This is a genomic window from Salinimicrobium gaetbulicola (assembly GCF_042676025.1).
Taxonomy (GTDB): Bacteria; Bacteroidota; Bacteroidia; order Flavobacteriales; family Flavobacteriaceae; genus Salinimicrobium; species Salinimicrobium gaetbulicola.
Map to the genome: position 1 here is coordinate 590,665 of NZ_JBHTJP010000035.1, position 26,125 is coordinate 616,789.

General features: G+C 40.1%; 28 protein-coding genes. 16 read left to right on the forward strand and 12 right to left on the reverse strand.

All coding sequences use genetic code 11. From position 1 onward, the window contains the following. Window positions 1-20 precede the first annotated feature (20 nt). Both ACFQ1G_RS12065 and ACFQ1G_RS12070 read right to left on the reverse strand, forming a co-directional pair. Window positions 21-773, reverse strand: a complete 753-nt coding sequence (locus ACFQ1G_RS12065; RefSeq protein ID WP_380739892.1) for a uroporphyrinogen-III synthase — start codon at window positions 771-773, stop codon at window positions 21-23. Between the two features lie 21 nt (window positions 774-794). Then, a complete protein-coding gene (locus tag ACFQ1G_RS12070) occupies window positions 795-1,454 on the reverse strand; it encodes a DUF4271 domain-containing protein (RefSeq protein ID WP_380739893.1) in 660 nt (219 codons plus the stop codon). Window positions 1,455-1,555: 101 nt separating this feature from the next. Between ACFQ1G_RS12070 and ACFQ1G_RS12075 the strand changes: the two genes are divergently transcribed. From ACFQ1G_RS12075 to ACFQ1G_RS12085, 3 genes are read left to right on the forward strand one after another with little or no spacing between them, the layout of a single operon-like run. Next, a complete protein-coding gene (locus tag ACFQ1G_RS12075) occupies window positions 1,556-2,287 on the forward strand; it encodes a polyprenol monophosphomannose synthase (protein WP_380739895.1) in 732 nt (243 codons plus the stop codon). Beyond that, window positions 2,287-3,627 (forward strand): dihydroorotase, encoded by a 1,341-nt coding sequence (locus tag ACFQ1G_RS12080; protein ID WP_380739898.1) that lies wholly within the window; start codon window positions 2,287-2,289, stop codon window positions 3,625-3,627. Before ACFQ1G_RS12075 ends, ACFQ1G_RS12080 begins: the two co-directional genes overlap by 1 nt. A gap of 1 nt (window position 3,628) precedes the next feature. After that, a complete protein-coding gene (locus ACFQ1G_RS12085) occupies window positions 3,629-4,135 on the forward strand; it encodes a DUF4296 domain-containing protein (protein ID WP_380739900.1) in 507 nt (168 codons plus the stop codon). On the opposite strand, the gene ACFQ1G_RS12090 is transcribed toward ACFQ1G_RS12085, so the two are convergent. After that, on the reverse strand, window positions 4,128-5,144 hold the full coding sequence (locus ACFQ1G_RS12090; RefSeq protein ID WP_380739901.1) for an NAD-dependent epimerase/dehydratase family protein: 1,017 nt from the start codon (window positions 5,142-5,144) through the stop codon (window positions 4,128-4,130). The two genes, ACFQ1G_RS12085 and ACFQ1G_RS12090, sit on opposite strands and share 8 nt — an antisense overlap. Window positions 5,145-5,226: 82 nt before the next feature. On the opposite strand from ACFQ1G_RS12090, the gene tyrS reads away from it, so the two are divergent. Beyond that, a complete protein-coding gene (gene tyrS / locus ACFQ1G_RS12095) occupies window positions 5,227-6,522 on the forward strand; it encodes a tyrosine--tRNA ligase (protein ID WP_380739903.1) in 1,296 nt (431 codons plus the stop codon). A gap of 152 nt (window positions 6,523-6,674) precedes the next feature. Here the strand turns inward: tyrS and ACFQ1G_RS12100 are convergent, their stop codons facing one another. Both ACFQ1G_RS12100 and ACFQ1G_RS12105 read right to left on the reverse strand, forming a co-directional pair. Beyond that, on the reverse strand, window positions 6,675-7,655 hold the full coding sequence (locus tag ACFQ1G_RS12100; RefSeq protein WP_380739904.1) for a LuxE/PaaK family acyltransferase: 981 nt from the start codon (window positions 7,653-7,655) through the stop codon (window positions 6,675-6,677). A 72-nt stretch (window positions 7,656-7,727) separates the two neighbouring features. Beyond that, window positions 7,728-8,063: a T9SS type A sorting domain-containing protein gene (locus tag ACFQ1G_RS12105; RefSeq protein WP_380739906.1), complete on the reverse strand. Its 336-nt coding sequence runs from the start codon at window positions 8,061-8,063 to the stop codon at window positions 7,728-7,730. Between the two features lie 252 nt (window positions 8,064-8,315). Here ACFQ1G_RS12105 and ACFQ1G_RS12110 point away from each other — a divergent pair, with 252 nt between their 5' ends. Continuing rightward, window positions 8,316-9,002 carry a response regulator transcription factor gene (locus ACFQ1G_RS12110; RefSeq protein ID WP_380739908.1) on the forward strand — a complete coding sequence of 229 codons (687 nt, stop codon included), beginning with the start codon at window positions 8,316-8,318 and terminating at the stop codon, window positions 9,000-9,002. A 115-nt stretch (window positions 9,003-9,117) separates the two neighbouring features. After that, window positions 9,118-10,053, forward strand: coding sequence for a sensor histidine kinase (locus ACFQ1G_RS12115; protein ID WP_380739910.1), 936 nt, complete (start codon window positions 9,118-9,120; stop codon window positions 10,051-10,053). On the opposite strand, the gene ACFQ1G_RS12120 is transcribed toward ACFQ1G_RS12115, so the two are convergent. After that, entirely contained in the window at window positions 10,021-11,079 is a 1,059-nt protein-coding gene (locus ACFQ1G_RS12120) for a glycosyltransferase (protein ID WP_380739911.1), read from the reverse strand. The two genes, ACFQ1G_RS12115 and ACFQ1G_RS12120, sit on opposite strands and share 33 nt — an antisense overlap. Before the next feature lie 68 nt (window positions 11,080-11,147). Here ACFQ1G_RS12120 and trmB point away from each other — a divergent pair, with 68 nt between their 5' ends. The 7 genes from trmB to ACFQ1G_RS12155 all read left to right on the forward strand — a co-directional run bounded on the left by trmB (window position 11,148) and on the right by ACFQ1G_RS12155 (window position 15,763). Beyond that, window positions 11,148-11,822 (forward strand): tRNA (guanosine(46)-N7)-methyltransferase TrmB, encoded by a 675-nt coding sequence (gene trmB, locus ACFQ1G_RS12125; protein ID WP_380739913.1) that lies wholly within the window; start codon window positions 11,148-11,150, stop codon window positions 11,820-11,822. 6 nt (window positions 11,823-11,828) lie between these two features. After that, window positions 11,829-12,449: a LysE family translocator gene (locus tag ACFQ1G_RS12130; protein ID WP_380739915.1), complete on the forward strand. Its 621-nt coding sequence runs from the start codon at window positions 11,829-11,831 to the stop codon at window positions 12,447-12,449. A gap of 2 nt (window positions 12,450-12,451) precedes the next feature. Then, the gene (locus ACFQ1G_RS12135) at window positions 12,452-12,778 is read left to right on the forward strand and encodes an MGMT family protein (RefSeq protein ID WP_380739917.1); all 327 of its coding nucleotides are present in this window, start codon (window positions 12,452-12,454) and stop codon (window positions 12,776-12,778) included. Between the two features lie 127 nt (window positions 12,779-12,905). Continuing rightward, window positions 12,906-14,033 carry an Mrp/NBP35 family ATP-binding protein gene (locus ACFQ1G_RS12140; RefSeq protein WP_380739919.1) on the forward strand — a complete coding sequence of 376 codons (1,128 nt, stop codon included), beginning with the start codon at window positions 12,906-12,908 and terminating at the stop codon, window positions 14,031-14,033. Window positions 14,034-14,035: 2 nt separating this feature from the next. After that, a complete protein-coding gene (locus ACFQ1G_RS12145) occupies window positions 14,036-14,278 on the forward strand; it encodes a NifU family protein (protein WP_380739921.1) in 243 nt (80 codons plus the stop codon). 28 nt (window positions 14,279-14,306) lie between these two features. Further along, window positions 14,307-15,368, forward strand: a complete 1,062-nt coding sequence (locus ACFQ1G_RS12150; RefSeq protein ID WP_380739923.1) for an NAD(P)/FAD-dependent oxidoreductase — start codon at window positions 14,307-14,309, stop codon at window positions 15,366-15,368. Window positions 15,369-15,424: 56 nt separating this feature from the next. Then, window positions 15,425-15,763 (forward strand): 2Fe-2S iron-sulfur cluster-binding protein, encoded by a 339-nt coding sequence (locus tag ACFQ1G_RS12155; RefSeq protein ID WP_380739925.1) that lies wholly within the window; start codon window positions 15,425-15,427, stop codon window positions 15,761-15,763. Window positions 15,764-16,007: 244 nt separating this feature from the next. Here the strand turns inward: ACFQ1G_RS12155 and ACFQ1G_RS12160 are convergent, their stop codons facing one another. The 4 genes from ACFQ1G_RS12160 to ACFQ1G_RS12175 all read right to left on the reverse strand — a co-directional run bounded on the left by ACFQ1G_RS12160 (window position 16,008) and on the right by ACFQ1G_RS12175 (window position 19,207). Then, the gene (locus tag ACFQ1G_RS12160) at window positions 16,008-17,186 is read right to left on the reverse strand and encodes an acyl-CoA dehydrogenase family protein (RefSeq protein WP_380739927.1); all 1,179 of its coding nucleotides are present in this window, start codon (window positions 17,184-17,186) and stop codon (window positions 16,008-16,010) included. 150 nt (window positions 17,187-17,336) lie between these two features. Then, entirely contained in the window at window positions 17,337-18,002 is a 666-nt protein-coding gene (locus tag ACFQ1G_RS12165; RefSeq protein WP_380740805.1) for a tRNA1(Val) (adenine(37)-N6)-methyltransferase, read from the reverse strand. A gap of 112 nt (window positions 18,003-18,114) precedes the next feature. Then, a complete protein-coding gene (rimM, locus tag ACFQ1G_RS12170; protein ID WP_380739929.1) occupies window positions 18,115-18,639 on the reverse strand; it encodes a ribosome maturation factor RimM in 525 nt (174 codons plus the stop codon). 19 nt (window positions 18,640-18,658) lie between these two features. Continuing rightward, the gene (locus ACFQ1G_RS12175) at window positions 18,659-19,207 is read right to left on the reverse strand and encodes a 30S ribosomal protein S16 (RefSeq protein ID WP_380739931.1); all 549 of its coding nucleotides are present in this window, start codon (window positions 19,205-19,207) and stop codon (window positions 18,659-18,661) included. A 283-nt stretch (window positions 19,208-19,490) separates the two neighbouring features. Between ACFQ1G_RS12175 and ACFQ1G_RS12180 the strand changes: the two genes are divergently transcribed. Continuing rightward, a complete protein-coding gene (locus tag ACFQ1G_RS12180; RefSeq protein ID WP_380739932.1) occupies window positions 19,491-19,940 on the forward strand; it encodes a ferritin-like domain-containing protein in 450 nt (149 codons plus the stop codon). 242 nt (window positions 19,941-20,182) lie between these two features. Continuing rightward, window positions 20,183-24,568, forward strand: coding sequence for a DNA polymerase III subunit alpha (gene dnaE, locus ACFQ1G_RS12185; protein WP_380739934.1), 4,386 nt, complete (start codon window positions 20,183-20,185; stop codon window positions 24,566-24,568). Between the two features lie 85 nt (window positions 24,569-24,653). On the opposite strand, the gene ACFQ1G_RS12190 is transcribed toward dnaE, so the two are convergent. Next, window positions 24,654-24,797 carry a hypothetical protein gene (locus ACFQ1G_RS12190; RefSeq protein WP_380739935.1) on the reverse strand — a complete coding sequence of 48 codons (144 nt, stop codon included), beginning with the start codon at window positions 24,795-24,797 and terminating at the stop codon, window positions 24,654-24,656. Window positions 24,798-25,265: 468 nt separating this feature from the next. After that, window positions 25,266-25,409 (reverse strand): hypothetical protein, encoded by a 144-nt coding sequence (locus ACFQ1G_RS12195; RefSeq protein ID WP_380739937.1) that lies wholly within the window; start codon window positions 25,407-25,409, stop codon window positions 25,266-25,268. A 384-nt stretch (window positions 25,410-25,793) separates the two neighbouring features. Here ACFQ1G_RS12195 and trxA point away from each other — a divergent pair, with 384 nt between their 5' ends. Then, on the forward strand, window positions 25,794-26,111 hold the full coding sequence (gene trxA, locus ACFQ1G_RS12200) for a thioredoxin (protein WP_380739939.1): 318 nt from the start codon (window positions 25,794-25,796) through the stop codon (window positions 26,109-26,111). Window positions 26,112-26,125 lie beyond the last annotated feature (14 nt).

Here is a 26,125-nt window from a genome sequence, read left to right on the forward strand (position 1 = left end):
TATGGGTTGTAAAAAGCGATTTATGAATGCTTTTTATTTTGCTCTTTAATATACTTTTCCAAAGCCATGGTCATGGATGGAGTTTCAGGAGTTGGGGCCTGAATGTTCACAGTTAGGCCGTGCTCTTTTGCTGCCTTAACCGTGGTATTTCCAAATACAGCGATCCTTGTATTATTTTGTTGGAAGTCGGGGAAGTTCTCAAACAGAGATTTGATTCCGCTGGGGCTAAAGAAAACCAATATGTCATAAAATACTTCTCTAAGGTGGGAAAGGTCACTAACTACCGTTTTATAAAAAATGGCCTGTTTCCAGTCTACACCTAATTTATTAAGGGTTTTTGGTACATCCGGCTTCAGCATGTCTGAAGAAGGAAGTAAAAATTTCTCGTTTTTATATTTTTTGATCAGTGGAGAAAGCTCAGCAAAAGTTCTTTTTCCTACATAGATCTTACGTTTTCTGTACACTACATACTTTTGAAGGTAATAAGCTACAGCTTCGCTCTGGCAAAAATACTTGAGAGTATCTGGCACTTTGAATCTCATTTCTTCAGCAATTCTAAAGAAGTGATCCACAGAATTACGGCTGGTAAGGATGATCGCAGTGTATTTTGAAAGGTCAACTTTTTGCTGTCTTACATCCTTAGAAGAAACGCCCTCTACATGTATAAAGGGGATGAAATCAATCTTAACTTTTTGTTTTTCTTCTAGATCAAAATAAGGGGAATTTTCAACCTTCGGTTCTGGTTGAGAAACCAAAATTGTTTTCACTTTCATATACTTATACTTTTATTCACCTTACAGCTTTGTAATTAGCTTATATAAAATAAAATAAGGTCCAATTTCGAGAGCGCAAAGATACAAAATAAAATAAAACCAATTACTCAAAATGTAATTCTGATTTTTTCTATAAATGCTGGCAATTGTGATAAAATTCATTAAAAGGATGATGCCCACTGTAATATACAGGGCTAATGCCGAGGGTTCCCAAATATAAATAAATACTATGCACACTGGTAATAGAACTAAAGCCATGAAATTGCGGTAGCTCAATTTATAGAATAGGTAATAGTTCATTTTTTGATCTACCGAAAGCACATTTGCAATTATCTTTTCAAGAGAAAACTTAAGAAGTACCAAAGCGGAATAGGCGGTGGCGATCCTTAAGAATAGCACTTTTGGTCTGTCTATTGTTCCTTCGGAAAATACCTCATAAAACACATGTGCGAAAAGGGTTACCGTGATAACGTTAATCGTGAAGAAAAGCAGATTAAAAGGATGAAAAACATTTGGATCTTTTCCTTTTAAAAGCAAATACTTATCTGTTGCGAAGAGCATTACAAAGTGTGAAAATCGCTGGGGGAAAGCATATCTGGCAACCACAAGAAAAGCGAACACCAATAGTAAAAGGAGTGTGATCCAATCTTGTGAAACAGTGTATCTTTCTATGGCTTCCAACTCTAAAAATTTTCTACAAAGGTAGAATTTATACGATTAAAAACGCTTGTTAAACTAAAATGTAAAACTTAAAAATAGTTACATTTGCTCAAAAGAATTTTATGCCAGATGGTATTGTAGTAATACCCACCTATAACGAAAAGGAGAACATTGAGCGTATCGTAAGAAATGTATTTTCTTTACAACGCAAATTCCATATCCTTGTGGTAGATGACAATTCACCTGATGGTACCGCCGATATTGTAAAAAGGCTGCAGGGTGAATTTGGGGAACAGCTTTTTTTATTGGAACGCAAAGGAAAATCAGGGCTTGGCACGGCTTACATCCATAGCTTTAAATGGATCCTGGAAAGAGATTATGATTTGATCTTTCAAATGGATGCTGATTTTTCCCACAACCCCAACGATCTAATTAGATTATATAACGCCTGTAAAAAAGAAAATGCCGATGTTGCTATTGGCTCCAGGTATAAAACAGGTGTAAATGTGGTGAACTGGCCAATGAGCAGAGTGCTTCTCTCCTGGCTGGCATCAAAATATGTGAGGTTCATAACAGCCATGCCGGTAGCAGATACTACGGCAGGATTTGTGTGTTACAGAAGAAAGGTGTTGGAAACCATACATCTTGATGAAATAAAATTCGTGGGGTACGCTTTTCAGATCGAAATGAAATTTAAGGCCTACCTCGCTAAATTTAAAATAATGGAAGTCCCTGTGATATTTACCGACAGGACCAGGGGAACATCAAAAATGAGTGGCTCAATAATTTGGGAAGCTGTTTTTGGAGTAGTGAAAATGAAATTTAATAGTCTGTTTAATAAGATGACGATATAATGAAGAAGGTACTGATCAAAAATGCGAGAATTGTCAACGAAGGAAAAATCACCGAAGGAGACGTCTTTGTCGATAACGGAATTATAACTGAAATTGCCTCAAATATAAGTGCCAAGTCGGGAGATCTGACTATCATAGATGCCGAAGGGAATTATTTGTTGCCTGGGCTTATCGACGACCAGGTTCATTTTAGAGAACCGGGTCTAACTCATAAAGAAACATTAGAAGGAGGTTCAAAAGCAGCTGTTGCCGGAGGGATAACTTCTTTTATTGAAATGCCTAACACCCAACCTCAAACAACGACTATTGAATTACTCGAAGAGAAATTCAAATTGGCCGAAAAGAAGTCTTATGCCAATTATTCTTTTATGTTTGGCGGGACCAATGACAACCTTGAGGAAATTAAGAAGATCGACCCTAAAAACACTGCGGCACTAAAACTTTTTCTGGGTTCATCTACGGGTAATATGTTGGTGGATGATGAGAAAGTTCTGGAAAAGATCTTTAAAGAGTCTCCGGTTTTAATAGCAGCTCATTGTGAAGATGAAGCTACCATTAAAAAGAACATGGAAGAATGTGTGGAGAGATATGGAGATGATATTCCTATAGAACTTCATCCGAAAATAAGAAGTGAAGAAGCTTGTTTTATCTCCTCTTCAAAGGCTGTAGCCCTGGCGAAAAAAACAGGAGCCAGGCTTCACGTTTTTCATATTTCTACGGCCAAGGAATTGAAGCTTTTTGAAAATAAAAAGCCTCTAAAAGATAAAAAGATCACTGCTGAAGTTTGTATTCACCATCTTTGGTTCAATGATGAGGATTACGCTAAAAAAGGAACTTTTATCAAGTGGAACCCCGCTGTTAAAACAAAAGATGATCAGGAAGCATTAATGAAGGCTGTTCTGGATGATAAGATCGATGTTATAGCGACAGATCATGCTCCGCATACTAAGGAGGAGAAAAAGAATGTCTACACAAAGGCTCCTAGTGGTGGGCCATTAGTGCAACATGCCCTTCCGGCAATGCTGCAGCTCCATCATCAAGGGAAGATCTCCCTGGAAAAGATTGTAGAAAAGATGTGCCACAATCCGGCAATTTTATTTCAGATCGAAAAAAGGGGATTTATCAGGGAAGGTTACAAAGCTGATCTTGTGATTGTAGATCTCAATGCTCCATGGGCAGTTCAACCGGGAAATATACTGTACAAATGTGGATGGTCTCCTTTTGAAGGCACTACCTTTAAATCAAGAGTGACCCATACTTTGGTTAATGGGAACCTGGTTTATAAGAATTTCCAGTTTACTCCTTTTGTGCCCGGCGAACGTTTAACTTTTGACCGATAGGATGAAAAAGTTAGCTGCTTTCTTCGGAATTTTAATACTGTTTTCTGGTTGTCAGGGGATTCAAAAATCTGATGAGCCCGAAGGTCTTATTCCCGAGGATAAAATGGTGGAGGTGCTTACAGATATCTCGTTACTTCAGGGAGCTCGTAGCTACAATAAAGACTTAATGAATCAAAAAGGTATCAATGTCGAAAAATACGTTTTTGAAAAATATGACATTGACAGCCTTCAATACATTCGAAGTAACCGTTATTATTCTGAGAATTATAAAGAATATGAGGATATCTATTCGAAGGTAAAGGTTAGACTTGAATCTTTGAAAGTTGAATATGACAGTATCAGAGAGCAAGAGGAGAAAAGACAGGATTCACTGAGGGCTTTGGATAAAAAAGATACCTTAGATCCAGACCGTTTGAGGGATTTGCGCGATTCACTAAAATTAAAGCGAATTAAACGTAGAGATTCTCTTATAAAACCTATTTCGAAGATAGATACTTTGGCTAGGTAAGATCTTGCTTAAAACGCTTTCCGGTTCTTTGGATCACTGAATCCATAGACTCGAATTTAAAGTCTATTTCTTTACAAATCTTCTCGTTGCTGTAATAGCTCTTTTCTGTAAAGGATTTTGCCGAATTTAAGGTAAGGTTCTTCTCGTTTCCGGTGATAAGGCCTCTGATCCCCTGAAATATCCAGCCTGTATAGACCATCCATGAACGTAATTTTTTAGTTGGAGGTTGTTTGTCCAGGACCGTAGCAACTTTTTCAAAAATGGCTTTAAAGGATAGGTTTTCTGAAACCACAATAAATTGATCATTCTCGACCGGTGAATTCATAAGTAATTGCATGACCTTAACCACATCTTCGACTCCTACGAACCCGGTAACTTTATTGATGTAGTATTTAAGACCGTGTTGGATCTTTGAAAAGATTCTTCCGCTTCCGGTTTTCCAGAATCCCGCCCCAATGATTACTCCGGGATTAATCAAAACCACCGGAACGCCCTCCTGGCTGGCTCTCCATACTTCCATTTCGGCTCCATACTTGGTTATCGCATACATGTTGTGATCCTTTTCCTTATTCCAGTAAGAAGTTTCGGAAATTACCTTTTCCTTCGGTTTGAGATCAAGGGTCGCAATAGAACTTACAAAACAAAGTTTTTTGATCTTGTTTTTAATACAATAGTTCACCACGTTAGCGGTGCCTTCAATATTTGCTTTTCTAAGCAGGGAGTCTTTTGAGGAATCAAAAGAAACAAGGGCGGCGCAATGATAAACCTTTGTAATATTTTCAAAAGCTGCTTCCAGGGAGGGAACATCAGTTATATCGGCTTTGATCCATTCAATTGATGAATATAGTCTTTCGACCTCTTCTTCGGAATTTGAATAAGAAAAAACCTTTTTGACAGCCTTCAGGCTATGCGTCGATCTATAAATTGCCCGCACCTTTTGATTTGATCGCGCCAAATCTAAAAGAAGATGTGAACCCACTAATCCTGTGCCTCCGGTAACTAAAATCATTCCGTAAATATAGACAAATCCACTTAGGAAAAATCATGGTTTATGGTATCTTTACGGCTGTTTTTATTTCAAAAGAGTAACCATGAGCAAGAATTTTGTCGAAGAATTAAAATGGAGAGGGATGATACACGATGTCATGCCTGGAACCGAAGAACACCTCAATGAAGCTATGCGTGCGGCCTATGTGGGTTTTGATCCTACTGCCGATTCCTTACATATTGGTAATCTTGTGCCAATCATGTTACTGGCGCATTATCAAAGATGTGGTCATAAACCGGTTGCTCTTGTTGGTGGTGCTACCGGAATGATTGGAGATCCTTCGGGGAAATCCAATGAACGAAATCTCCTGGATGAGGAAACCTTGAGACATAACCAGGAATGCGTGAGAGAACAATTATCCCAGTTCCTTGATTTTACTTCAGGTGCCGAAAATCAGGCTTTGATGGTAAATAATTATGATTGGATGAAAGAATTCAGTTTCCTGGATTTCATTCGTGACGTTGGTAAGCATATTACCGTGAATTACATGATGTCTAAGGATTCTGTGAAGAACCGACTTAGCGGGGAAGGAGCCGATGGTATGTCATTTACCGAGTTCACCTACCAACTTGTACAAGGATATGATTTCCTGCATTTATACAGGGAAGAGAATTGCAGCCTTCAAATGGGGGGGAGTGACCAATGGGGAAATATCACCACGGGAACCGAATTGATTCGACGAATTGACGGTGGAAAAGGATTTGCCCTTACCTGCCCGTTGATCACCAAGAGTGACGGTAGTAAATTCGGAAAAAGTGAAGGCGGTAATATCTGGCTAGACTCCAAAAGGACTTCACCTTATAAATTCTACCAGTACTGGTTAAATACCAGTGATGAAGACGCTGAAAAATATATCAAAATATTCACTTTCCTGGATAAGGAAACGGTTGAAAACCTTGTGAAAGAGCATCAGGAAGCTCCGCATATGCGCTTGCTTCAGAAGCGTTTGGCGCAGGAGGTGACCACTACTGTTCACAGTGAAGAAGAATTTGAAAATGCCGTAAAGGCTTCCGAAGTTCTATTCGGAAAAAGCACCGCTCAGGATCTTAAGAACCTGAATGAAGCAACTTTCCTGGATGTTTTTGAAGGCGTTCCGCAGGCCACTGTTTCTCGTGAAGATGTGGATGCAGGTCTTGATATGATCGCGGCACTTTCAGCTAAAACAGAATTTCTTAAATCAAATGGCGAAGCCAGAAGAGCACTAAAGGAAAACTCTATTTCTGTCAATAAAGAGAAAGTTGGAGAGGATTACAGTATTACCAATGATGATCTATTGAACAATAAATATGTGATCATTAATAAGGGTAAAAGAAATACCTATATCATCAGGGTAGAATAGTTGAAATATTAGTTAGGAACAAAAAACCCCCACGTTGCCGGGCGGCGACTAAGGGGGCTTCTAACTAACCAACCAATTATGAAAACATAATCTAACCGTAAGTTAAGTCGTCTAAAAATCAATACCTTACAGTTGTGGTTGAATTTTTTTTGTTAAAGTATTAAAAGGTTGCAACCACGAATGTCGCTGTTGTCGAAACGGCCCAGTATTTCGGTTTTTCCGTCTCCAAGATCCTTTCCAAGATCCTGAGTTGCAATAAAAGAACAGGAATTTATATTGGCGAGGTCTATAACGTTTATGCCTCCTGATTTACCCCCGGGTAATAAACTTAACGCGTCTTCAGGATCACGAATCAGGATCTTCATCCAGGGCGGACATTCAAAAATACCATTTCCTGTAGAATAGGCCTGAGACAGTAATTCGGTCATTCCATATTCACTGTGAATTTTTTCTACATCAAAAGCCTTTTTGAGTATGCCGTGGAGTTCTGCCCGGATCATTTCCTTGCGGCGTCCCTTCATCCCCCCGGTTTCCATAATGACAGTATGTTTTAATGCCATCGGGAATTTTTCAGCAAGGTCGAGTAATGCAAAAGATACTCCTATTAAAAGGGTTTTTTGCCCTTGTTCTTCGAGGAGGTTCAGTTTTTCAACAAGCTTGTCAAGGTCATTGAGGTAAAATCCGCTATGAGGGTTTTCACTCGTTTTAATAAGGTCTTCCACCATATAGATCAGAGAAGATCCTTCACGTTCCAGATAGGAAGGTAATAATGCAAGGATGGCATAGTCCTGGATATCACCGTAATACAGGCTAAAGCCTTCGCGAAAACTTGTTTCGTAAATGGAAAGATCGGTGACATAATGTTTGCTGGTAGTTTGTCCGGTAGTTCCGCTACTAGAAAAAGTGATCTCTGAAGGGTTATTGGTACTAATGACTTTATGGGTCTTGAAAAACTCGATGGGTAAAAAGGGGATTTCTTCCACACTTTTTACCGCAGATGGGTATTTATTCAACAGTTCACAGAATTCCCGGTACACTTCATTATGGGTGTACTGGTATCTGAATATTTCTAAGGCTTTTGCCTGGAATTCTTCTGAATTGGAAATATCAAAAATATCTGTGGGTATGTGCATGTTCATATATCAACGCACAAAGGTACAGAAAAGGTCATTTTCTGATGAAATAATTAAAAAAGGTGTAAGACTTTAACGCACAACAAGTTTTCGGGTGGCAGAATTCTTCCCTTCCTGAATTTTCATGATATACACGCCCGGGTCAAGGGAGGATATATTTAGTTCGTTACCGGTTAGGTTTGCGGAAAGTACATTCTTGCCCAGTACATTATAAATTTCCACCACTTTGGATTTGTTAAAACGTGTGGTGATAAATACTTTTTGACCGGAAGCAGGGTTGGGGTAAATGGAAAGCCCCTCAATAGGAAATTCCTTTCCGTCTTGAGGTGTAGACACCTGAGCATTAGCCGGACTTGCAAACAGCAACAGGCTAATAATCAATAAGGAGGCTAAGTAGAAGTGTTTCATTATCAGGAATCTATTAAATCAAATTTACAATAAAAATTCAAAAACTAGACCAAAGGCTTAGCAGTGAATAGTTAAATTGTACTTAAAAAACAATATCCTGGATATCGATATCGTTACCCCGATTTTGAGGTTCTCTCCTGATTAAATTACCAAATTCTTACCTTAAGGTTACCAGAAGGTTAACATTTACATTCAAATCATGGGTGTTTAATATTATCTTTACTTTTACCAGTATTAAACGTTAACATAAAAATGAAAAAGAAAGATATCTGTATTCTCCTGGTGGATGATGAACCTGATATTATCGAGATCATTCGCTACAATCTTTCTTCGGAAGGTTATCGCATTATTACTGCAGAAAACGGTAAAGAAGCCTTGAAGATAGCCAAGAGTGAAAAACCTCATTTGATCATCCTGGATGTTATGATGCCTGAAATGGATGGTATGGAAACCTGTATCCAGCTTCGCAAAATTCCGGGACTTAAGGATACTGTGATCACTTTTCTAACAGCCAGAGGGGAAGATTATTCTCAAATGGCTGGTTATGATGCAGGTGCCGATGATTACATAACCAAGCCTATTAAGCCAAAGGTGTTAACCAGTAAGGTCAAAGCATTACTAAGAAGATTCAAGGATAATAAAAAGCCTGATTCAGATATACTTCAACTTTCAGGGCTCATCATCAATAGAGATGAATATAAAGTAACCATAGGAGAGGAGGAGATCATTTTACCGCGCAAGGAATTTGAACTTTTGTATTTACTGGCTTCCCACCCCGGAAGAGTTTATAAGCGTGACGAGATCATGGAAAGGATATGGGGAAATGATGTAGTGGTTGGTGGTCGTACCATTGATGTGCATATCCGGAAGTTAAGAGAAAAGATCGGGGATGATAGGTTCCAAACCATTAAAGGAGTAGGGTACAAGTTTGTAAGTTAAGATGGCGAAAAATTTTAGAAAATCATACAAATTCGCAGCGAAGACTTCGCTCTATCTCACTTTTTTTCTAACCATATTTTCTGCTGGTTTCCTGATATTCGCCGGTGAATTTTCAATGAAATTGATTCTGGTATATGGTCTTTCCTGCCTGATCTTTTCTTTTCTGATAATCCAATACAGGGTGGAGTTCTTCATTTATAAGAAGATCAAAAAGATCTACGAAAATGTTAGTCTTTTAAGTACTTCTTCGCTGGATCCCGAAGAGATGACTCTAACCGATATCGCGACTCTTTCTAAGGAAGTCGAAAAATTTGCTGAAGGGAAGAAATTGGAGATCGAAGCACTGCAAATGAGGGATAGTTACCGGAAGGAATTTATGGGGAATATCTCTCACGAGTTAAAAACTCCTCTCTTTACAGTCCAAGGTTATATTGAAACCCTACTTGACGGAGCTATGAAAGATAAAAAGGTTCGGAAGAAATATCTTAACCGGGCTTCAAAAGGGGTTGAAAGACTGATCTATATAGTGAAAGATCTTGATATGATCACTAAACTGGAAACCGGAGAACTGGGGTTGAATAAAGAGAACTTTGATATCGTTGAAGTGATTCAGAACGTATTTGACCTGCTTGAGATGAAAGCTGCCAAAAAGAATATAAATCTGGAATTTGGAACTCCTTATAAACCTGTTATGGTCTTTGCTGACAAGGAGAAGATCCAGCAGGTGCTCACAAACCTCATTGTAAATTCCATAAAATATGGAAAGAACGATGGTACAACCGAAGTTTTGATCGAAAACCTTTCAAAGAATAAAGTGATAATTCGGGTGTCTGACAATGGGGAAGGAATCCAGCCTGTGCATATTCCGAGGCTTTTTGAAAGATTCTACAGGGTTGATAAAAGCGGTTCCCGTAAGGAAGGCGGTTCAGGCCTGGGATTATCAATAGTAAAGCACCTAATTGAAGCTCATAAGGAAAGGATATTCGTAGAAAGTACTTTTGGAATGGGCAGTGAATTCTCATTTACCCTTAAAAAGGCCAAACAATCCTGAAAAATTTCCGGTGGACCCGGGGGCGCTTAATCCTGAAAAATTCTTAATCCGTTCCAGCATGGAACCTTTGAAGTCCTGTTGTTTGCAGAAAGGAGCAATTCCGAGTTTTTCCATTCGGGAAGCGAGATATTCCTGTTCAAATTGTCCGGGGGTGGGAATAAAAAACGCCTTTTTTTCCAGTTTTGAAAGGTCCATCAAAGTGGTGTAGCCTGATCTTGAAATGATCAGTTCACTTTCATTCAAAGCGTTTTCCAGTTCCCTTCCGAATAAATAATTATGAATGTGAATATTCGGGGATGGGCTTTGAAAAGATTCTTCTGAAATTACACCCCTCACAAAAATGATCTTTTTTTCGGTTTCTTTTAATTCAGCCAGAAGTTTTTCTTCTAGAAGAGTACGTTGAGGTTCCGGTCCCGACAGTAAGACCATATGATCATATTTTTTAGGCAGATCCTTTTTCTCAAATCTGCTTAAGATCCCCAGATATTTTATATTCTCTGCCGGGTGTTTAAGATGACCCAGGTAACCACTCAGATTTTTTCTTCCGGGTAGATCGGGAACCCAGCATTCAGTATACTTTTGAATATATTTTCGGTGAATGTGACTGCTTAGAAATGTAGTATTTCCTGATAGGACATTAAGCTGATGGGTGATAAAAACATTTGAAAGGTGCTCATATCTCACTCCAAATCGGCTGTCAGAAATAATTCCGGATAGATTCTCTTCTTCTACCAGTTTTTTCGTGGCGATTTTTTCCTGTCTGATGGTATTCAGGATCCCTGGGGTTTTAAAAAGTAATTTCCATTTTAGAAATTTTCCTTTAGTAGAATAAGAGATGTTGTAAGCTGGAAGTTCAAAACTTTTTAGTTGTGGAAACTCTTTCCGAAGTAATAAAAGCGCTGCCCCATCTGATGCCAGTACTGGCTCAAATCCCTGATTGATGAGTTCCTTAATTATAGGGATACAACGTGTTGCGTGACCAAGTCCCCAATTCAGCGGGGCGACCAGTATACGTTTCTTGCGCATATTGTAAATATAAAAAGATGGCCTGTGGATTTATTTTCTTTAATTTTACCAAAATATTAAATTTTCAGGTGGGAAGTAAGAATAAATTAAAGAGGTTTAGAGAAAACGAGACGTTTTCAAATGTGGTGCAGCCAACTCGCGAAGAAGTAGTAGAAGGAAAGTTCAGACTTCAGGGAAAATGGGTTGAAGAATTCTTTAAAAATGATAAACCTTTGGTGCTCGAATTGGGTTGTGGAAAAGGCGAATATAGTGTAGGGCTTGCAAAAGCATATCCTGAAAAGAACTTTTTAGGAATAGATATTAAAGGTGCCCGTTTTTGGCGCGGTGCTAAAACGGCTTTGGAAGAAGGTCTTGATAATGTTGGATTCCTGCGCAGCCAAATAGAATTGGTCGATCAGCTTTTCGGAGAAAATGAGGTGGATGAGATCTGGATCACCTTCCCAGATCCTCAGATCAAATATAAGAGAACAAAACATCGTATGACCAATTCTGAATTTCTTCAGAAATATAAAAAGATCCTGAAACCAGACGGAGTGGTAAATCTAAAAACCGACAGCGAGTTCATGCATGGATATACTCTTGGGCTGCTTCACGGTGAAGGTCACGAAGTAATACAGGCCAATCATGATGTGTACAAGAATGAATATTCGCCGAAAGAAGTGGTTGGGATACAGACATTCTATGAAAAACAGTATCTTGAGCAAGGAAAACCAATAACTTACGTCCAGTTCAGGATAAAATAAGCGCCTTTGGAGGAAACTAAAATTTTCCTTATTACTTACTTTGCTGCCCTGCTAGGGGTCGTGCCTCCCGGTCTTGTAAACATGAGCGTGGCGAAAACCTGTGTGCAAAGAGGTAAGAAGAACGGTATATATGTAGCCTTTGGGGCCTCTGTTGTGGTGCTCATCCAGGCCTTGATCGCAATTCTTTTAGCCCGGTATATCTTTAATAATCCCATCGTCCAGAATGTGCTGCTTCGGGCGGGACTGGTTATCTTTCTTATCATGATGATCTATTTTTTGATCATGGCCAAACGCCGGCAAAAAGTGGTGGAGGTGAGCCCTACTTCCGGAGTGAGAAGCATCATGAAAGGGGTTATGATCGGCGCGCTCAATGTTTTTCCAATTCCTTATTTTGTTGCCCTGGGAGCTGCTCTCAATGTCAACGGCAATGTGGAATATCATGTGTTAAATAACACCGTTTTTGTATTGGCTGCTTCCCTGGGGACTTTTACCACGCTTTACTTGTACGCCCTTTTCTTCGCTAAGATCGAAGCCGAAGGAACTATTTTCGCGAGGTATTCCAATTACTTTATGGCTGGACTCATGTTGATACTCGTTATAATCACTTTCATCAGGATTTTCTACTAAAAATGGAGAAGGAAAACTTTTTTGATCGGGTGTATGAGGTGGTTAAACTTATTCCTGAGGGCAGGGTGACCAGTTATGGAGCCATTGCAGTCTATCTGGGGGCTGCCCGAAGTGCCAGAATGGTTGGCTGGGCCATGAACAATGCTTCAAAAATGGAAGATATTCCCGCTCACAGGGTAGTAAATCGCAACGGACTTTTAACAGGAAAACATCATTTCCCCGGTACCTATGTTATGCAACAACAATTGGAGGCGGAAGGGATCGAAGTAAAAGATGATAAAATAGTTGATTTTCAACAGTATTTCTGGGATCCTTCCAGGGAACTTTAGCATCTATCTCCCTATCATTTATATCGATCGTCAAAAATGGGTAATAACATGGTTATCTTAGGTTTTCGGCTTATATTTGCGTTTAGAATGAATCTATATAAGCTATTCTAAATCGATACGACACAGCATGAAACTTGATAAAAAAGAAATATTAAAATCTCTGGAGACAATTTCTGTTTCTGGGGAAGGAAAAAATATGGTCGAAAGTGGCGCAGTTCAGAATATTATGACCTTTGGCGATGAGGTTGTAGTTGATCTTTTGCTTACCACTCCTGCACTTCACATAAAAAAGCGAGCTGAAGTTGATGTTATGAAAGCTATTCACGAGCACGTCTACCAAAAGGCTAAAGTGAAAGTAAACATCAAAGTTCAGGCTCCCGAAAAACAGGAAATCAAAGGGAAAGCGATCCCCGGAATTAAAAATATAATTGCTGTAGCCTCCGGTAAAGGAGGAGTGGGTAAATCTACCGTTACAGCTAACCTCGCAGTAAGCCTTTCAAAAATGGGCTTTAAAGTGGGGCTTTTAGATGCCGATATTTATGGGCCTTCAATGCCAATCATGTTTGATGTAGAGGCAGAACGTCCACTTTCTGTCAACGTAGACGGTAAATCTAAAATGAAACCGGTTGAAAATTACGGAGTGAAACTTCTTTCTATCGGCTTCTTTACCAAACCTAACCAGGCAGTGATCTGGAGAGGTCCTATGGCAGCCAAAGCGCTTAATCAAATGATCTTTGATGCCGCCTGGGGTGAACTTGATTTTCTTTTGATCGACCTTCCTCCGGGAACGGGAGATATTCACCTTTCCATCATGCAATCTATGCCAATTACCGGCGCCGTGGTGGTAAGTACTCCACAAAATGTGGCTTTGGCCGATGCTAAAAAGGGAGTAGCGATGTTCCAGCAGGAAACCATCAATGTTCCGGTATTGGGAATAGTAGAGAATATGGCCTATTTTACTCCGGAAGAATTACCGGAAAACAAATATTACATCTTCGGAAAAGAAGGTGCTAAGATGTTAGCTGAAGACCTTGAAGTGCCTTTCCTTGGCCAGATCCCGTTAGTGCAGAGCATTAGGGAGGCAGGGGACATTGGTCACCCGGCAGCTCTTCAGGATGGAACCCCGTTGTCTGAAGCTTTTGAAAAGCTAACTCAGAACGTGGTTCAGGAAACTGTTGAAAGAAACAGTAGTTTGCCTCCTACCGAAGCAATTAAAATCACCACTATGGCCGGCTGTAGTGCAGTTAAAAAATAGTCATGACTAGCGAAGAAGTACGTTTAAATGTTGAAAAGGCCCTTGAAGAGATCAGGCCGTTTCTAAAAAGTGATGGCGGTGATATCTCTCTTTTAGGGATAGAAGATGACCGCCTTGTGAAGGTGCAGCTTCTGGGAGCCTGTGTAGGCTGCACGGTCAATCAAATGACCCTGAAATCGGGAGTTGAAATGACCATAAAAAAATACGTTCCCCAGATCGAAAAAGTACTGAACATAGAAAAGTAGCTTTTTCACCAACTTTAAAGAGGAAGAAATGATTAAAACAGATATGTTGATCATCGGTGCTGGGCCTACGGGCCTTTTTGCCGTGTTTGAAGCAGGATTATTAAAGTTAAAGTGTCACCTAATAGATGCCTTGCCGCAACCCGGTGGGCAGTGTTCAGAGATTTACCCTAAAAAACCCATTTATGACATCCCGGCTTTTCCGGAGATACTTGCGGGGGATTTGGTGGATAATCTTATGGAACAGATCAAGCCTTTCGAACCAGGATTCACTTTGGGAGAAAGAGCTGAAACAATAGAAAAGCAGGAAGACGGTTCTTTTGTCGTTACAACAAGTGAAGGTACGAAGCACAATGCCCCTGTGGTGGTTATTGCAGGTGGTTTAGGTAGTTTCGAGCCTCGAAAACCACCTATTCAAAATATTGCTAAATACGAGAATAAAGGGGTGGCCTATATGATCAAGGAGCCTGAAGATTATCGCGGTAAGAAAGTGGTAATTGCCGGGGGTGGAGATTCCGCTTTAGATTGGGCTATCTATCTTTCTGAGGTTGCTTCGGAAGTATCTCTTGTTCATAGAAGAAATGAATTCCGTGGAGCCCTGGATTCTGTTGAGAAAGTTTCAGATCTGGCCCAGGAAGGAAAGATCAACCTTATTACCGAAGCTGAAGTAGTAGGTTTAAAAGGAGATGATAAATTGGATTCCGTTGTGATCCGGCACAAAGGCGAAGCTTCCGAAGAACAGATCAAGGAAACAGATTTCTTTATTCCACTTTTCGGACTCTCTCCAAAGTTGGGGCCCATTTCTAATTGGGGTCTGGAGATCGAAAAGAACGCTATCAAAGTAGATAACAGTTACGATTACCAAACTAATATTCCCGGTATCTACGCTATAGGAGATGTTAATACCTATCCCGGGAAACTGAAATTGATCCTGTGTGGTTTCCACGAAGCAGCAGTGATGTGCCAGAGCGCGTACCAGAAGATCTTCCCAGATAAGCGATATGTCATGAAGTATACGACCGTTAGCGGGGTTGATGGTTTTGACGGAAGCAGAAAAGAGGCTAAAAGAGAAGTGGTAAAAAGTATTAATTAACGCATGATTTTTGAGGGCCTCAAGGTTGAAAGCCTTTGAGGTCCTTTTTTATTCAAATGTCAGATATAAAGATCACAATTATTGACCGCGCAGGTCATGCCCATGCGGTAGATGCGCCCACAGATATGAATATGAACCTAATGGAGGTGATTCGTTTGCACGAACTCGCGCCTGAAGGTACTATTGGAATATGTGGTGGGATGGCCATGTGTGCTTCCTGTCAGTGCTACATTGAAAACAAGGAGCATCTCATGCCCGAAAAAAGCTATGAAGAGGAAGATATGCTGGACCAGGCATTTTTCGTAGAGCACAACAGCCGGCTTAGCTGCCAGATACCTATTGAAAAGGAACTGGATGGGCTTGAAGTGAAGATCGCCCCATTTAATGAGGATTAAAACTTAAAGTTTTGATATTCAATTAAAAAGGTTCGGTTTTTGTAATTCTATTATATACAATAATGAAAGTGATAACATGCTGTATACGGTGATTGTATTTTATGAAGAAACCACCCTGGAGTACCTTCAGAAAGAGGTTGTGGTCTCTGAAAAGCCGCTGAAATTAAAGTCTGAATGTTGTGAAAAATACAAAAAGGGCAAACGCTGTAAGCGCTGCCCTTGTTTTGACCTTCTTCAATAGATTTTACTGGAATGCCGGAATTCCTGTAATGTCGGCTCCTGTGATCAATAAATGTATGTCGTGGGTACCTTCATAGGTAATTACACTTTCCAGGTTCATCATGTGTCTCATGATACTGTATTCACCGGTAATTCCCATTCCGCCTAGTATTTGACGAGCTTCGCGTGCTATTTTAATGGCCATATCCACGTTGTTTCTTTTCGCCATGGAAATTTGCGCAGAAGTAGCGCGGCCTTCATTTCTTAAGACTCCCAGTCTCCAGGCCAGTAATTGAGCTTTGGTGATCTCTGTGATCATTTCTGCAAGTTTCTTTTGCTGAAGCTGGAAACCACCTATAGGTTTTCCGAACTGAATTCTTTCTTTGGAGTATCTAAGTGCAGTATCGTAGCAGTCCATGGCCGCTCCTATCGCTCCCCATGCAATTCCGTATCGTGCAGAATCAAGGCAGCCAAGAGGTGCTCCTAAACCGCTTTTTTCGGGCATCAGGTTTTCCTTCGGTACTTTTACGTTGTCAAATATCAGTTCTCCTGTCGCGCTGGCGCGTAAAGACCATTTGTTGTGAGTTTCGGGAGTAGAGAATCCTTCCATTCCCCTTTCCACGATCAAACCGTGGATCCTGCCTTCTTCATTTTTGGCCCATACGATGGCGATATCTGCAAAAGGAGCATTGGAGATCCACATTTTTGCACCGTTTAACAGGTAGTGATCTCCCTTGTCCTTGAAATTGGTGGTCATTCCGCCGGGATTAGATCCGTGGTCAGGTTCTGTCAATCCAAAACAGCCCATCATTTCTCCGGAAGCAAGTTTGGGAAGGAATTTTTTCTTTTGTTCTTCAGTTCCATATTTAAAAATCGGATACATCACGAGAGAAGATTGTACGGAGGCTGTAGAGCGTACTCCACTGTCACCTCTTTCGATCTCCTGCATGATAAGTCCGTAAGAGATCTGGTCTAGTCCTGCGCCACCGTATTCTTCCGGAATATAGGGTCCAAAAGCGCCTATTTCGGCAAGTCCGTTAATTAATTGTTTTGGGAATTCAGCTTTCTGAGCGGCTTCCTCGATGATAGGTGAAACATCTCTTTTCACCCATTCTCTGGCTGCATCACGAACCATTTTATGTTCGTCTTCTAAAAGATCGTCTATATTATAGTAATCGGGGGCTTGAAATTGATCTGCTTTCATTATTTGTTAGTTTTCTGTTTGTCTGGAAAGTAAATTTACGCAAACAGAAATTCAGGGCAAGTGAGAATTGCCTACGAATTTTACTGTAGAATATTATTTTAAGAAAAAACCGAAGAATTGCCCCGAAGAATAAGGAACAAGGTTTGAAAATTACATTTTCAGGTAGAAATCCTTGACCAGCTCAATATATTCAGGAGTGTAATTATGGCGGGAGTTTTCTATGGTCAGTTCAGAAGGTTCAAAATCTTTTTTCTCAAAACCAAACTCCAGTAAACTTCTTTTAACTTCAGAATTGACATCTCCTTTGACCCGGGTAATGCGCTGCGGAAAAAGGCGATATTCTTCCGCTATTTTTAGAAAATCCGCTTCTTCTTTCTTCGGAATAATGACATTAAACCTGCCTTCTTCAGATAATAAAAGTGAAGTGCCTTGTATCAATTCCTCAAACGGAAGAGCTTCAGCGAAACGAGCCCGATCTCTTTGAGCATTTCCGGAAGAATAGTCATCAGAATAGAATGGTGGATTAGAGATGATGAGATCATATTTCTCCTCCTCCTGCATTTCCTCTACAAATTCATCAAATGAAGCGTGGTAACAGAATAAACGGTCGCCCCAGTCGCTGTTCTCAAAATTTTCAACCGCCTGCTCATAGGCATCCTCGTCGATCTCCAAAGCATCAATAAGGTCTGCGCTGCTGCGTTGAGCCAGCATTAAGGCGATCACTCCTGTGCCCGTTCCTATATCTAAAATAGAAAAAGGTTGGTGGTCAAGTGAAGCCCATGCGCCTAACAAAACGCCATCTGTTCCTATTTTCATGGCGCAACGATCCTGGGCGACTGTGAACTGTTTGAATTTGAATGGGGTCAAAACTGTAAGTTTTAGGATGGTGTGAAATTCGGTAAGATAAACCTTATGTTACCTTAAATCTTTAAAGGTATAGATCAATAAGTCCTTCCGGGGTCTGAACGATGATCTTTTTGTTCTTTTTGTCAACCTTTTGAAGGAACTCGTCATTCATAGGGATAAGTATCTCCTTGCCGTCTTTCTCGATTTCAAAAAGAGCCTGGGATGTGGTATCGTTGATGCCTGTTAATGTTCCAACGGTTCCGTAGTTGACATCTTCTACCGTGAAGCCAATTACTTCGTGAAAGTAGAATTGATCTTCACTAAGTTCGGGAAGAAGATTTAATGGTAGATACAGGTCGCATTTTAAAAGGTCTTCTGCGTCCTCTTCGGAATCTACTTCTTCAAATTTCACCCTCAATAAATTACTTTTTTGAAGGTTGCTTTTTTCAATAAAAAATGGAACCAGATTATTGTCGTATTCGACAAAAACTGATTCCATTTCTAAATAACTTTCAGGTTCATCGGTATCGAGTTTGATCAATACCTCTCCTTTGAAACTAAATTTACTAACGATCCTGCCAAGGTAGAAACATTCTTCTTTTGTCATTGCTCGTTAGCTAAAAAAATTAAGCTTCTGCCTGATCTTGTTTTTCGTCAGCTTGCGCTTCCTCGGTAGTTTCACCTTCTGCTTCAGCTTCCGGAGCAGCTTCTTCTGCCGGGGCAGCAGCTGCAGCGGCATCAGCCTCACGCTTCGCGTTTACTTCCTTTTCAGCTTCAAGAGCTTTAGCTTTAGCAGCTTCCTGCTCTTTGCTCAATGCGTCTTTCTTAGCATCAACTTTTCCAGCTTTTTCCTCAACCCATGCATTGAATTTCTCTTCTGCCTGCTCTTCGGTCAAAGCGCCTTTTCTTACACCACCTACAAGGTGATTTTTAAGAAGGGCTCCTTTGTAAGAAAGGATAGCTCTTGCTGTATCGGTTGGCTGTGCACCATTCTGTAACCATTTTACAGAACTGTCAACATCTAACTCGATAGTCGCAGGATTAGTAGTTGGATTGTAGATCCCTAATTTCTCAAGGAATTTACCATCTCTTTTTGAGCGTGAATCCGCAGCAACAATCCAGAAAAAAGGCTTTCCTTTTTTACCGTGTCTTTGTAATCTTATTTTTACTGGCATAAAAATTAATTTGTGGGGTTCCCGACCCCGATTATTAATAAGGCTGCAAAGATACTATTATTTTTTTATTGTAAATAAGGAGGTTAGAAAAAAATTATTCGGCAAAACTCCACATTTTGTATGCTTTTAACGCTATTAAATATTTTCTGCCTAAAGTCCCGTTAATGACTGCTAAACCCTGTTAAACATTGATTTTCAGTGATTCTATAACTTACCTTTACTTATGATGTAAAACGATAAGCATCATTAAATAAATTATTGCAACCAAAAAAATGAAAAAGATATGAGCCATTCAAATGATGTGACTGAAAAGCTTAATGAGTTGTTGGAGAAGAATTATGATGCTGAAAAAGGTTTTCAAAACGCAGCTGATGATGTTAAAAATGAAAGATTAAAAGCTTTCTTTGGAGATAAAGCACGACAGCGGTATGACTTTGGTCATGAGCTTAAAGCCGAGATCAGTAAATTCGGGGGAACACCCGATAAGGGTACAAGCGTAAAAGGGGATGTTCACCGGGCGTGGATGGATCTTAAATCTGCACTGACTTCAGATAAGGAAGAAGAGGTGTTGGAAGAAGCTATTCGTGGTGAGAAAGCAGCTTTAGAAGAATATAATGAGGCAATCAACGAAAAGGAACTTCCGCCTTCTACTGCAAACTTGTTAATCAAGCAAAGGAATGCCATTGAAAGAACCCTTCAGGAAGTGAAGGGACTGGAAGAAGCATTTGATTAAAATATCAATATTTATTGGTCAGCCTTAAACTGCATTTTTAGCCGACCGGTATTTAGAGAGCCTGAAACTTTAAGTTTCGGGCTTTTTTTTGAATTCATATCAATTGATGAGTGGAAAATATCGTTAATAAATCCTGAAAAGTTTAGACGGCTGAACCTGAAATTATACTTATTTTTACCCCTTCAATGTTGCTTCTGAATTTCATGTCATCTGGCTGAAATTCATTTAAATAAATCTTCTTTATGTACCTGATTTTTGATACTGAAACCACCGGTCTTCCCAAGAGATGGGATGCCCCTTTAACCGATTCAGACAACTGGCCTCGCTGTATACAGATCGCCTGGCAGTTGCATGATGATATGGGAAGGGTGGTTGAACATCAGGACTACCTGGTCAAGCCTGAAGGATTTAACATTCCGTTTGACGCTGAGCAAATTCACGGGATCTCTACCGAGCTGGCGCAGGAACAAGGTATTACTCTTCAGGAGGTTTTAGAGAAGTTCAACATTGCATTGTCCCGTTCCAAATTCGTAGTGGGGCAGAATGTTGGTTTTGATGTGAATATTATGGGGGCTGAATTCCATCGTTTAGGCATGGAAAATTCGCTTCAGGAATTACCTGTTCTGGATACCTGTACAGAAACAACGGCACAACTTTGTCAAATCCCCGGAGGACGTGGAGGGAAATTTAAACTTCCGACGCTGACTGAACTTCATGAATTCCTATTCAACGAGCCTTTTGCCGAAGCGCATAATGCAACGGCCGATGTGGAAGCGACTACCCGCTGTTTCCTTGAATTGATCAGGAAGCAGGTTTACACTGCTGAAGAGCTGGATGTGCAACCGGATTATTTTCAGAATTTTTCCGAAGAAAATCCACAACCAATAAACCTTATTGGCCTGAAGCATATCAATCTCAAAAAAGCTTCAGATGAAATAAGGAGAAAACTGCAAAAAGCTGCCGGTGGTACTGAGATCTCTTCCGCAGAAATCGAGGAGAACCTGGAGAAGCTGGATGAGGTGGCATTTTCGCACCTTCACAACCATAGCCAGTTCTCCATACTTCAGTCTACCATAAGCATAAAAGATCTTGTTGATGCTGCTGCCAATAATGGAATGCCGGCGGTAGCTTTGACTGACCACGCGAATATGATGGGTGCCTTTCACTTTGTGAAGGAGGTTGGCACTTATAATAAAGGAGTGAAGGCGAAAATTGCCGAAGCTGCAGAAAATAATGAATCCGTCGATGCGAAAGAGTTGAAAGCCATTGTTGGCTGTGAATTTTTCGTTTGTGAAAACCATAAGGACAAGTCAAGAAAAGATAACGGTTACCAGGTGGTATTCCTGGCAAAGAATAAAAAGGGCTATCACAACCTGGCAAAAATGTCATCTATAGCTTATACTCAAGGGTTCTATTACGTTCCAAGAATTGACAAGGAAGTAATAAAACAGTATAAAGAAGATATAATAGTGCTAACGGGTAACTTATACGGGGAGGTTCCCGGTAAGGTCCTGAACGTTGGTGAAAATCAGGCAGAGGAAGCCTTGATCTGGTGGAAGGAACAGTTTGGGGACGATCTTTATATGGAGCTAATGCGCCATAACCAGGAAGACGAAGACAGGGTGAATCCTGTTTTGGTAAACCTGGCCAAAAAGCACGACGTCAAACTGGTGGCGACCAATAATACCTATTATTGCGAGCAGGAGGATGCCAATGCCCACGACATTCTTTTATGTGTCAAGGATGGTGAAAAACAGGCTACTCCTATAGGCCGTGGACGGGGTTACAGGTACGGTCTCCCTAATAACGAATATTACTTTAAGAGCGGGGATGAAATGAAAGCCCTCTTTAAAGACCTTCCGGAAGCAATATCAAATGTACAGGAGGTTGTTGATAAGATCGAGCCATATGAATTGGCAAGGGATGTGCTGCTGCCTGCCTTCACTATACCGGAGGAATTTGTAGTGCCCGAAGATGCGGTTGACGGTGGTAAGCGGGGTGAAAACGCCTACTTGAAACACATTACATATGTGGGGGCAAAGAATCGTTATGGAGAAATAACCCCTGAGATCAAAGAACGTTTGGATTTTGAACTTTCGGTGATCGAGAATACAGGTTATCCCGGATATTTCCTTATTGTGGAAGATTTTATTCGTGAAGCCAGGAACATGGACGTTTCGGTAGGACCCGGTCGAGGTTCGGCGGCGGGAAGTGCCGTGGCATACTGCCTGGGAATTACGAATATTGACCCTATAAAGTATGACCTGCTTTTCGAGAGATTCCTGAATCCGGACAGGGTGAGTATGCCCGATATTGATATCGACTTTGATGATGAAGGTCGTAGCCGCGTAATGGATTATGTGATCAATAAATATGGTGCGAATCAGGTGGCACAGATCATCACCTACGGTACCATGGCAGCCAAGTCTTCTATCAGGGATACGGCTCGGGTGCTGGATCTTCCTTTGAATGAGGCTGACCGGATCGCAAAACTCATTCCCAATACCAAACTGGGTAAGATCTTCGCGATGGATGAAAAGGAGATCAGGAGCAAATTCCGAAGTGAAGAAGTAGATAAAATTAATGAGCTCCTGAATATTTCCGAAGGAGATGACCTGGAAGCGCAAACGGTGAATCAGGCCAGGATCCTGGAAGGTTCTGTGCGAAACACCGGTATCCATGCCTGCGGGGTGATCATTACCCCCAGTGATATTACTAATTTCGTTCCTGTTTCGGTTGCCAAGGACTCAGATCTCTATGTAACCCAGTTCGATAACTCGGTAGTAGAGAGTGCGGGACTTCTAAAAATGGATTTCCTGGGGTTGAAAACTTTGACCCTGATCAAGGATACTGTGAAGATCGTAAAGGGCCGCCACGGAATTGATCTGGATCCTGATAATTTTCCGCTTGATGATCAAAAGACCTACGAGCTTTTCCAGAGAGGAGAAACGGTGGGAATATTTCAGTATGAATCCCCTGGGATGCAGAAGCATATGAAGGATCTTAAACCTACGGTTTTTGATGACCTTATCGCAATGAATGCCTTGTACAGACCTGGGCCAATGGAATATATCCCGAGTTTCATTGCCAGGAAACATGGAGATGAAGAGATCGCCTATGACCTTCCTGACATGGAGGAGTATCTGAAAGAAACCTACGGGATCACGGTTTATCAGGAGCAGGTGATGTTGCTGTCCCAGAAGCTTGCCGGTTTCACTAAGGGTGAAGCCGATGTTCTTCGGAAGGCAATGGGGAAAAAGATATTTGCTTTACTGGAACAGTTAAAACCGAAATTTCTCGATGGCGGGGAAGCAAAAGGGCATCCAAGGGAGATCCTTGAAAAGGTCTGGAAAGACTGGGAAGCCTTTGCTGCATACGCCTTCAATAAATCCCACTCCACCTGCTACGCCTGGATCGCTTATCAAACAGCTTACCTGAAAGCGCATTATCCGGCAGAATATATGGCTGCGGTACTATCCAACAACATGAATGACATCAAACAGGTGACATTTTTCATGGAAGAATGTAAGCGCATGAAGTTGAATGTACTGGGGCCTGATGTAAATGAATCGTATTACAAGTTCTCTGTAAATAAGGAAAACGCGGTGCGCTTTGGAATGGGTGCTATTAAGGGTGTTGGTGCCGGGGCGGTGGCCACTATTGTTGATAATCGTAAAGATAAAGGCCATTATAAATCAATATTTGATATGGCTAAAAGGATAGATCTTAGAGCCGCCAATAAAAAGGCTTTTGAGAACCTTGCTCTTGCAGGTGGTTTTGATAGTTTTGGTAATACTCACCGGGCTCAATATTTCCATGATGAAGGAGACGGGATCACATTTTTAGAGAAGGTGGTCAAATATGCGGCGAAATTCCAGGAGAATGAGAATTCTGCACAGGTCAGCCTTTTTGGGGATGCCAGTGATGTGCAAATTCCGGAACCTGTTGTGCCTCCTTGTGAGGAATGGGGAACCATGGAGAAACTAAAAAGGGAACGGGAAGTGGTTGGTATCTACATTTCCGGTCATCCTCTGGATGATTTTAAAACCGAACTTAAATGCTTCTGTAATGCGATCCTTGCGGATTTCAGTGACCTTGAAAATGCTGTTAATAAGGAACTGTCTTTTGGGGGAGTGATAAGTGATGTGCAGCATAGGGTTACAAAAACGGGTCAAGGCTGGGCTTCTTTCGTAGTAGAGGATTATTCAGACTCCTATGAGTTCAGGCTTTTCAAGGAAGAATATTTAAAATTCAGACATTTCCTGGTGCCTAATTCCTTTATATATTCAAAAGTGTTTGTTAAGGAAGGATGGACAAATAAAGATACCGGCAGGAAAAGTGAGCCGCGTTTGCAATTTAATAGCATGCAGTTATTGCATGGTGTTATGGAAGCTTATGCTAAAAAACTCACTATTCAGCTAAACATTGATGAACTGGAAGAACATAAGATCGATAATTTGAAAGAGATCTTTAATAATCACAGCGGGGACAATAAACTTAATTTTGTGGTGTATGAGATGAAGGAAAGGATCAAACTTCATATGCCAAGCAGGAAACAGAAAGTCAAGATCTCTCAGGAGCTGTTAAATGCTCTTGAAGAGGAACAGATCCTATATAAGTTGAATTAGGAAATTATAGATCCGAAGAAAATAAAAGAGGGGAATTTCATTGATGAAATTCCCCTCTTTTAATATATAAAATTCTGTTAAGATCTTATTTTCCGAATTCGATGGCAAGAAGTATTAACGCAACAAATGAGGTGCTAAAAATAAAGGCAGTGGTAAGTCCTAAAACTGCTTTTTGTGAAGTTGAGAATTCGTTAGTTTTTTCTGACCAAATTTGAGTTAAAATTGCCATAATTGTGTTTTTTAGGGGTAAAGTTGTTTCGTTAATGTGATTTTTTAAATTTTTCTTGAAGTAAAACTATATCTAAATTTCGGTTTGAAACAGACTTTTTTTAATAAAACGATAGAGCGTTTTGAATTTCTGATATATAACTCAAAAATTAATTTTTTTGTAAGTGGATTCCTACAAAAACGATGAGTTTTCCTACACAAGGAGTGTTAACATAATTCTCCCCGACTTCCGAAGTAGTTCAAATTGAATACAATAAATAATTATTGACCATATTTAATAGGTTATAAAAATAGAGAGCCTGGGGAGTGACAAATCTTCCGCTTTATTTAAAAAGGAAAAAGAGAATTTTAGGAAGTACATAACCAAGATCTTCCAGACTTGAATAAGTGAAGGAAAGGGGTATAAAAGAAGAAAGGGAATTCCAGTTACTGAAATTCCCTTTCTTTTATATGATGAGAATGTCTATTCTTATTTAGCGAATTCGATCGCAAGAAGTATTAACGCGATAAATGAGGTGCTAAAAATAAACGCGACTGTCAAACCAAGTACTGCTTTTTGAGTAGTTGTGAAATCGTTAGTTTTTTCTGACCAAATTTGAGTTAAAAGTGACATAATTGTGTTTTTTAGGGGGAAAAGTGTTCCGTTAATGTGTTTTTTTAAATTTTACTGATGTAAATCTATATTTTATTTTCAATTTATTTTGGCTAATCCTTAACAAAACGACAGACTGATTTGAATACTAGTTGAACCACTCAAAAAAATCAGTTTTTGAAAGAAAAAACCTACAAATATAATCTAATTCCTACATTTCCATCTATTTATTATGTAAGAAGGTCGCGGATAAAAACGATGGAGAGATTTGGACTAAAAGAATATTAAAATAAATCTCAATAATATGTGAATAATTAAATATGATATTGGGTTTGTAAGGTTTGGTAAAATATTTGACTATTTTTACATGAATTAAATCAGATTAAGAATTAAAAAAAAATAATTATGGCATTAGAGATAACTGACGCTACGTTTGAAGAAACAGTGTTGAAAAGTGATAAACCTGTAATGGTTGATTTTTGGGCAGCATGGTGTGGTCCTTGTAGAATGGTAGGTCCTATCATTGATGATATTAGTAAGGAGTATGAAGGGAAAGCAGTTGTAGGTAAACTGGATGTTGATGCGAACCAGGAGTTTGCTGCAAAATACGGAGTGCGTAACATTCCTACTGTTCTTATTTTCCAAAATGGAGAAGTTGTTGGAAGACAAGTTGGAGTTGCTCCTAAAACCACATATGCTGAAGCATTAGATCAACTTTTGTAATAACATATAATATA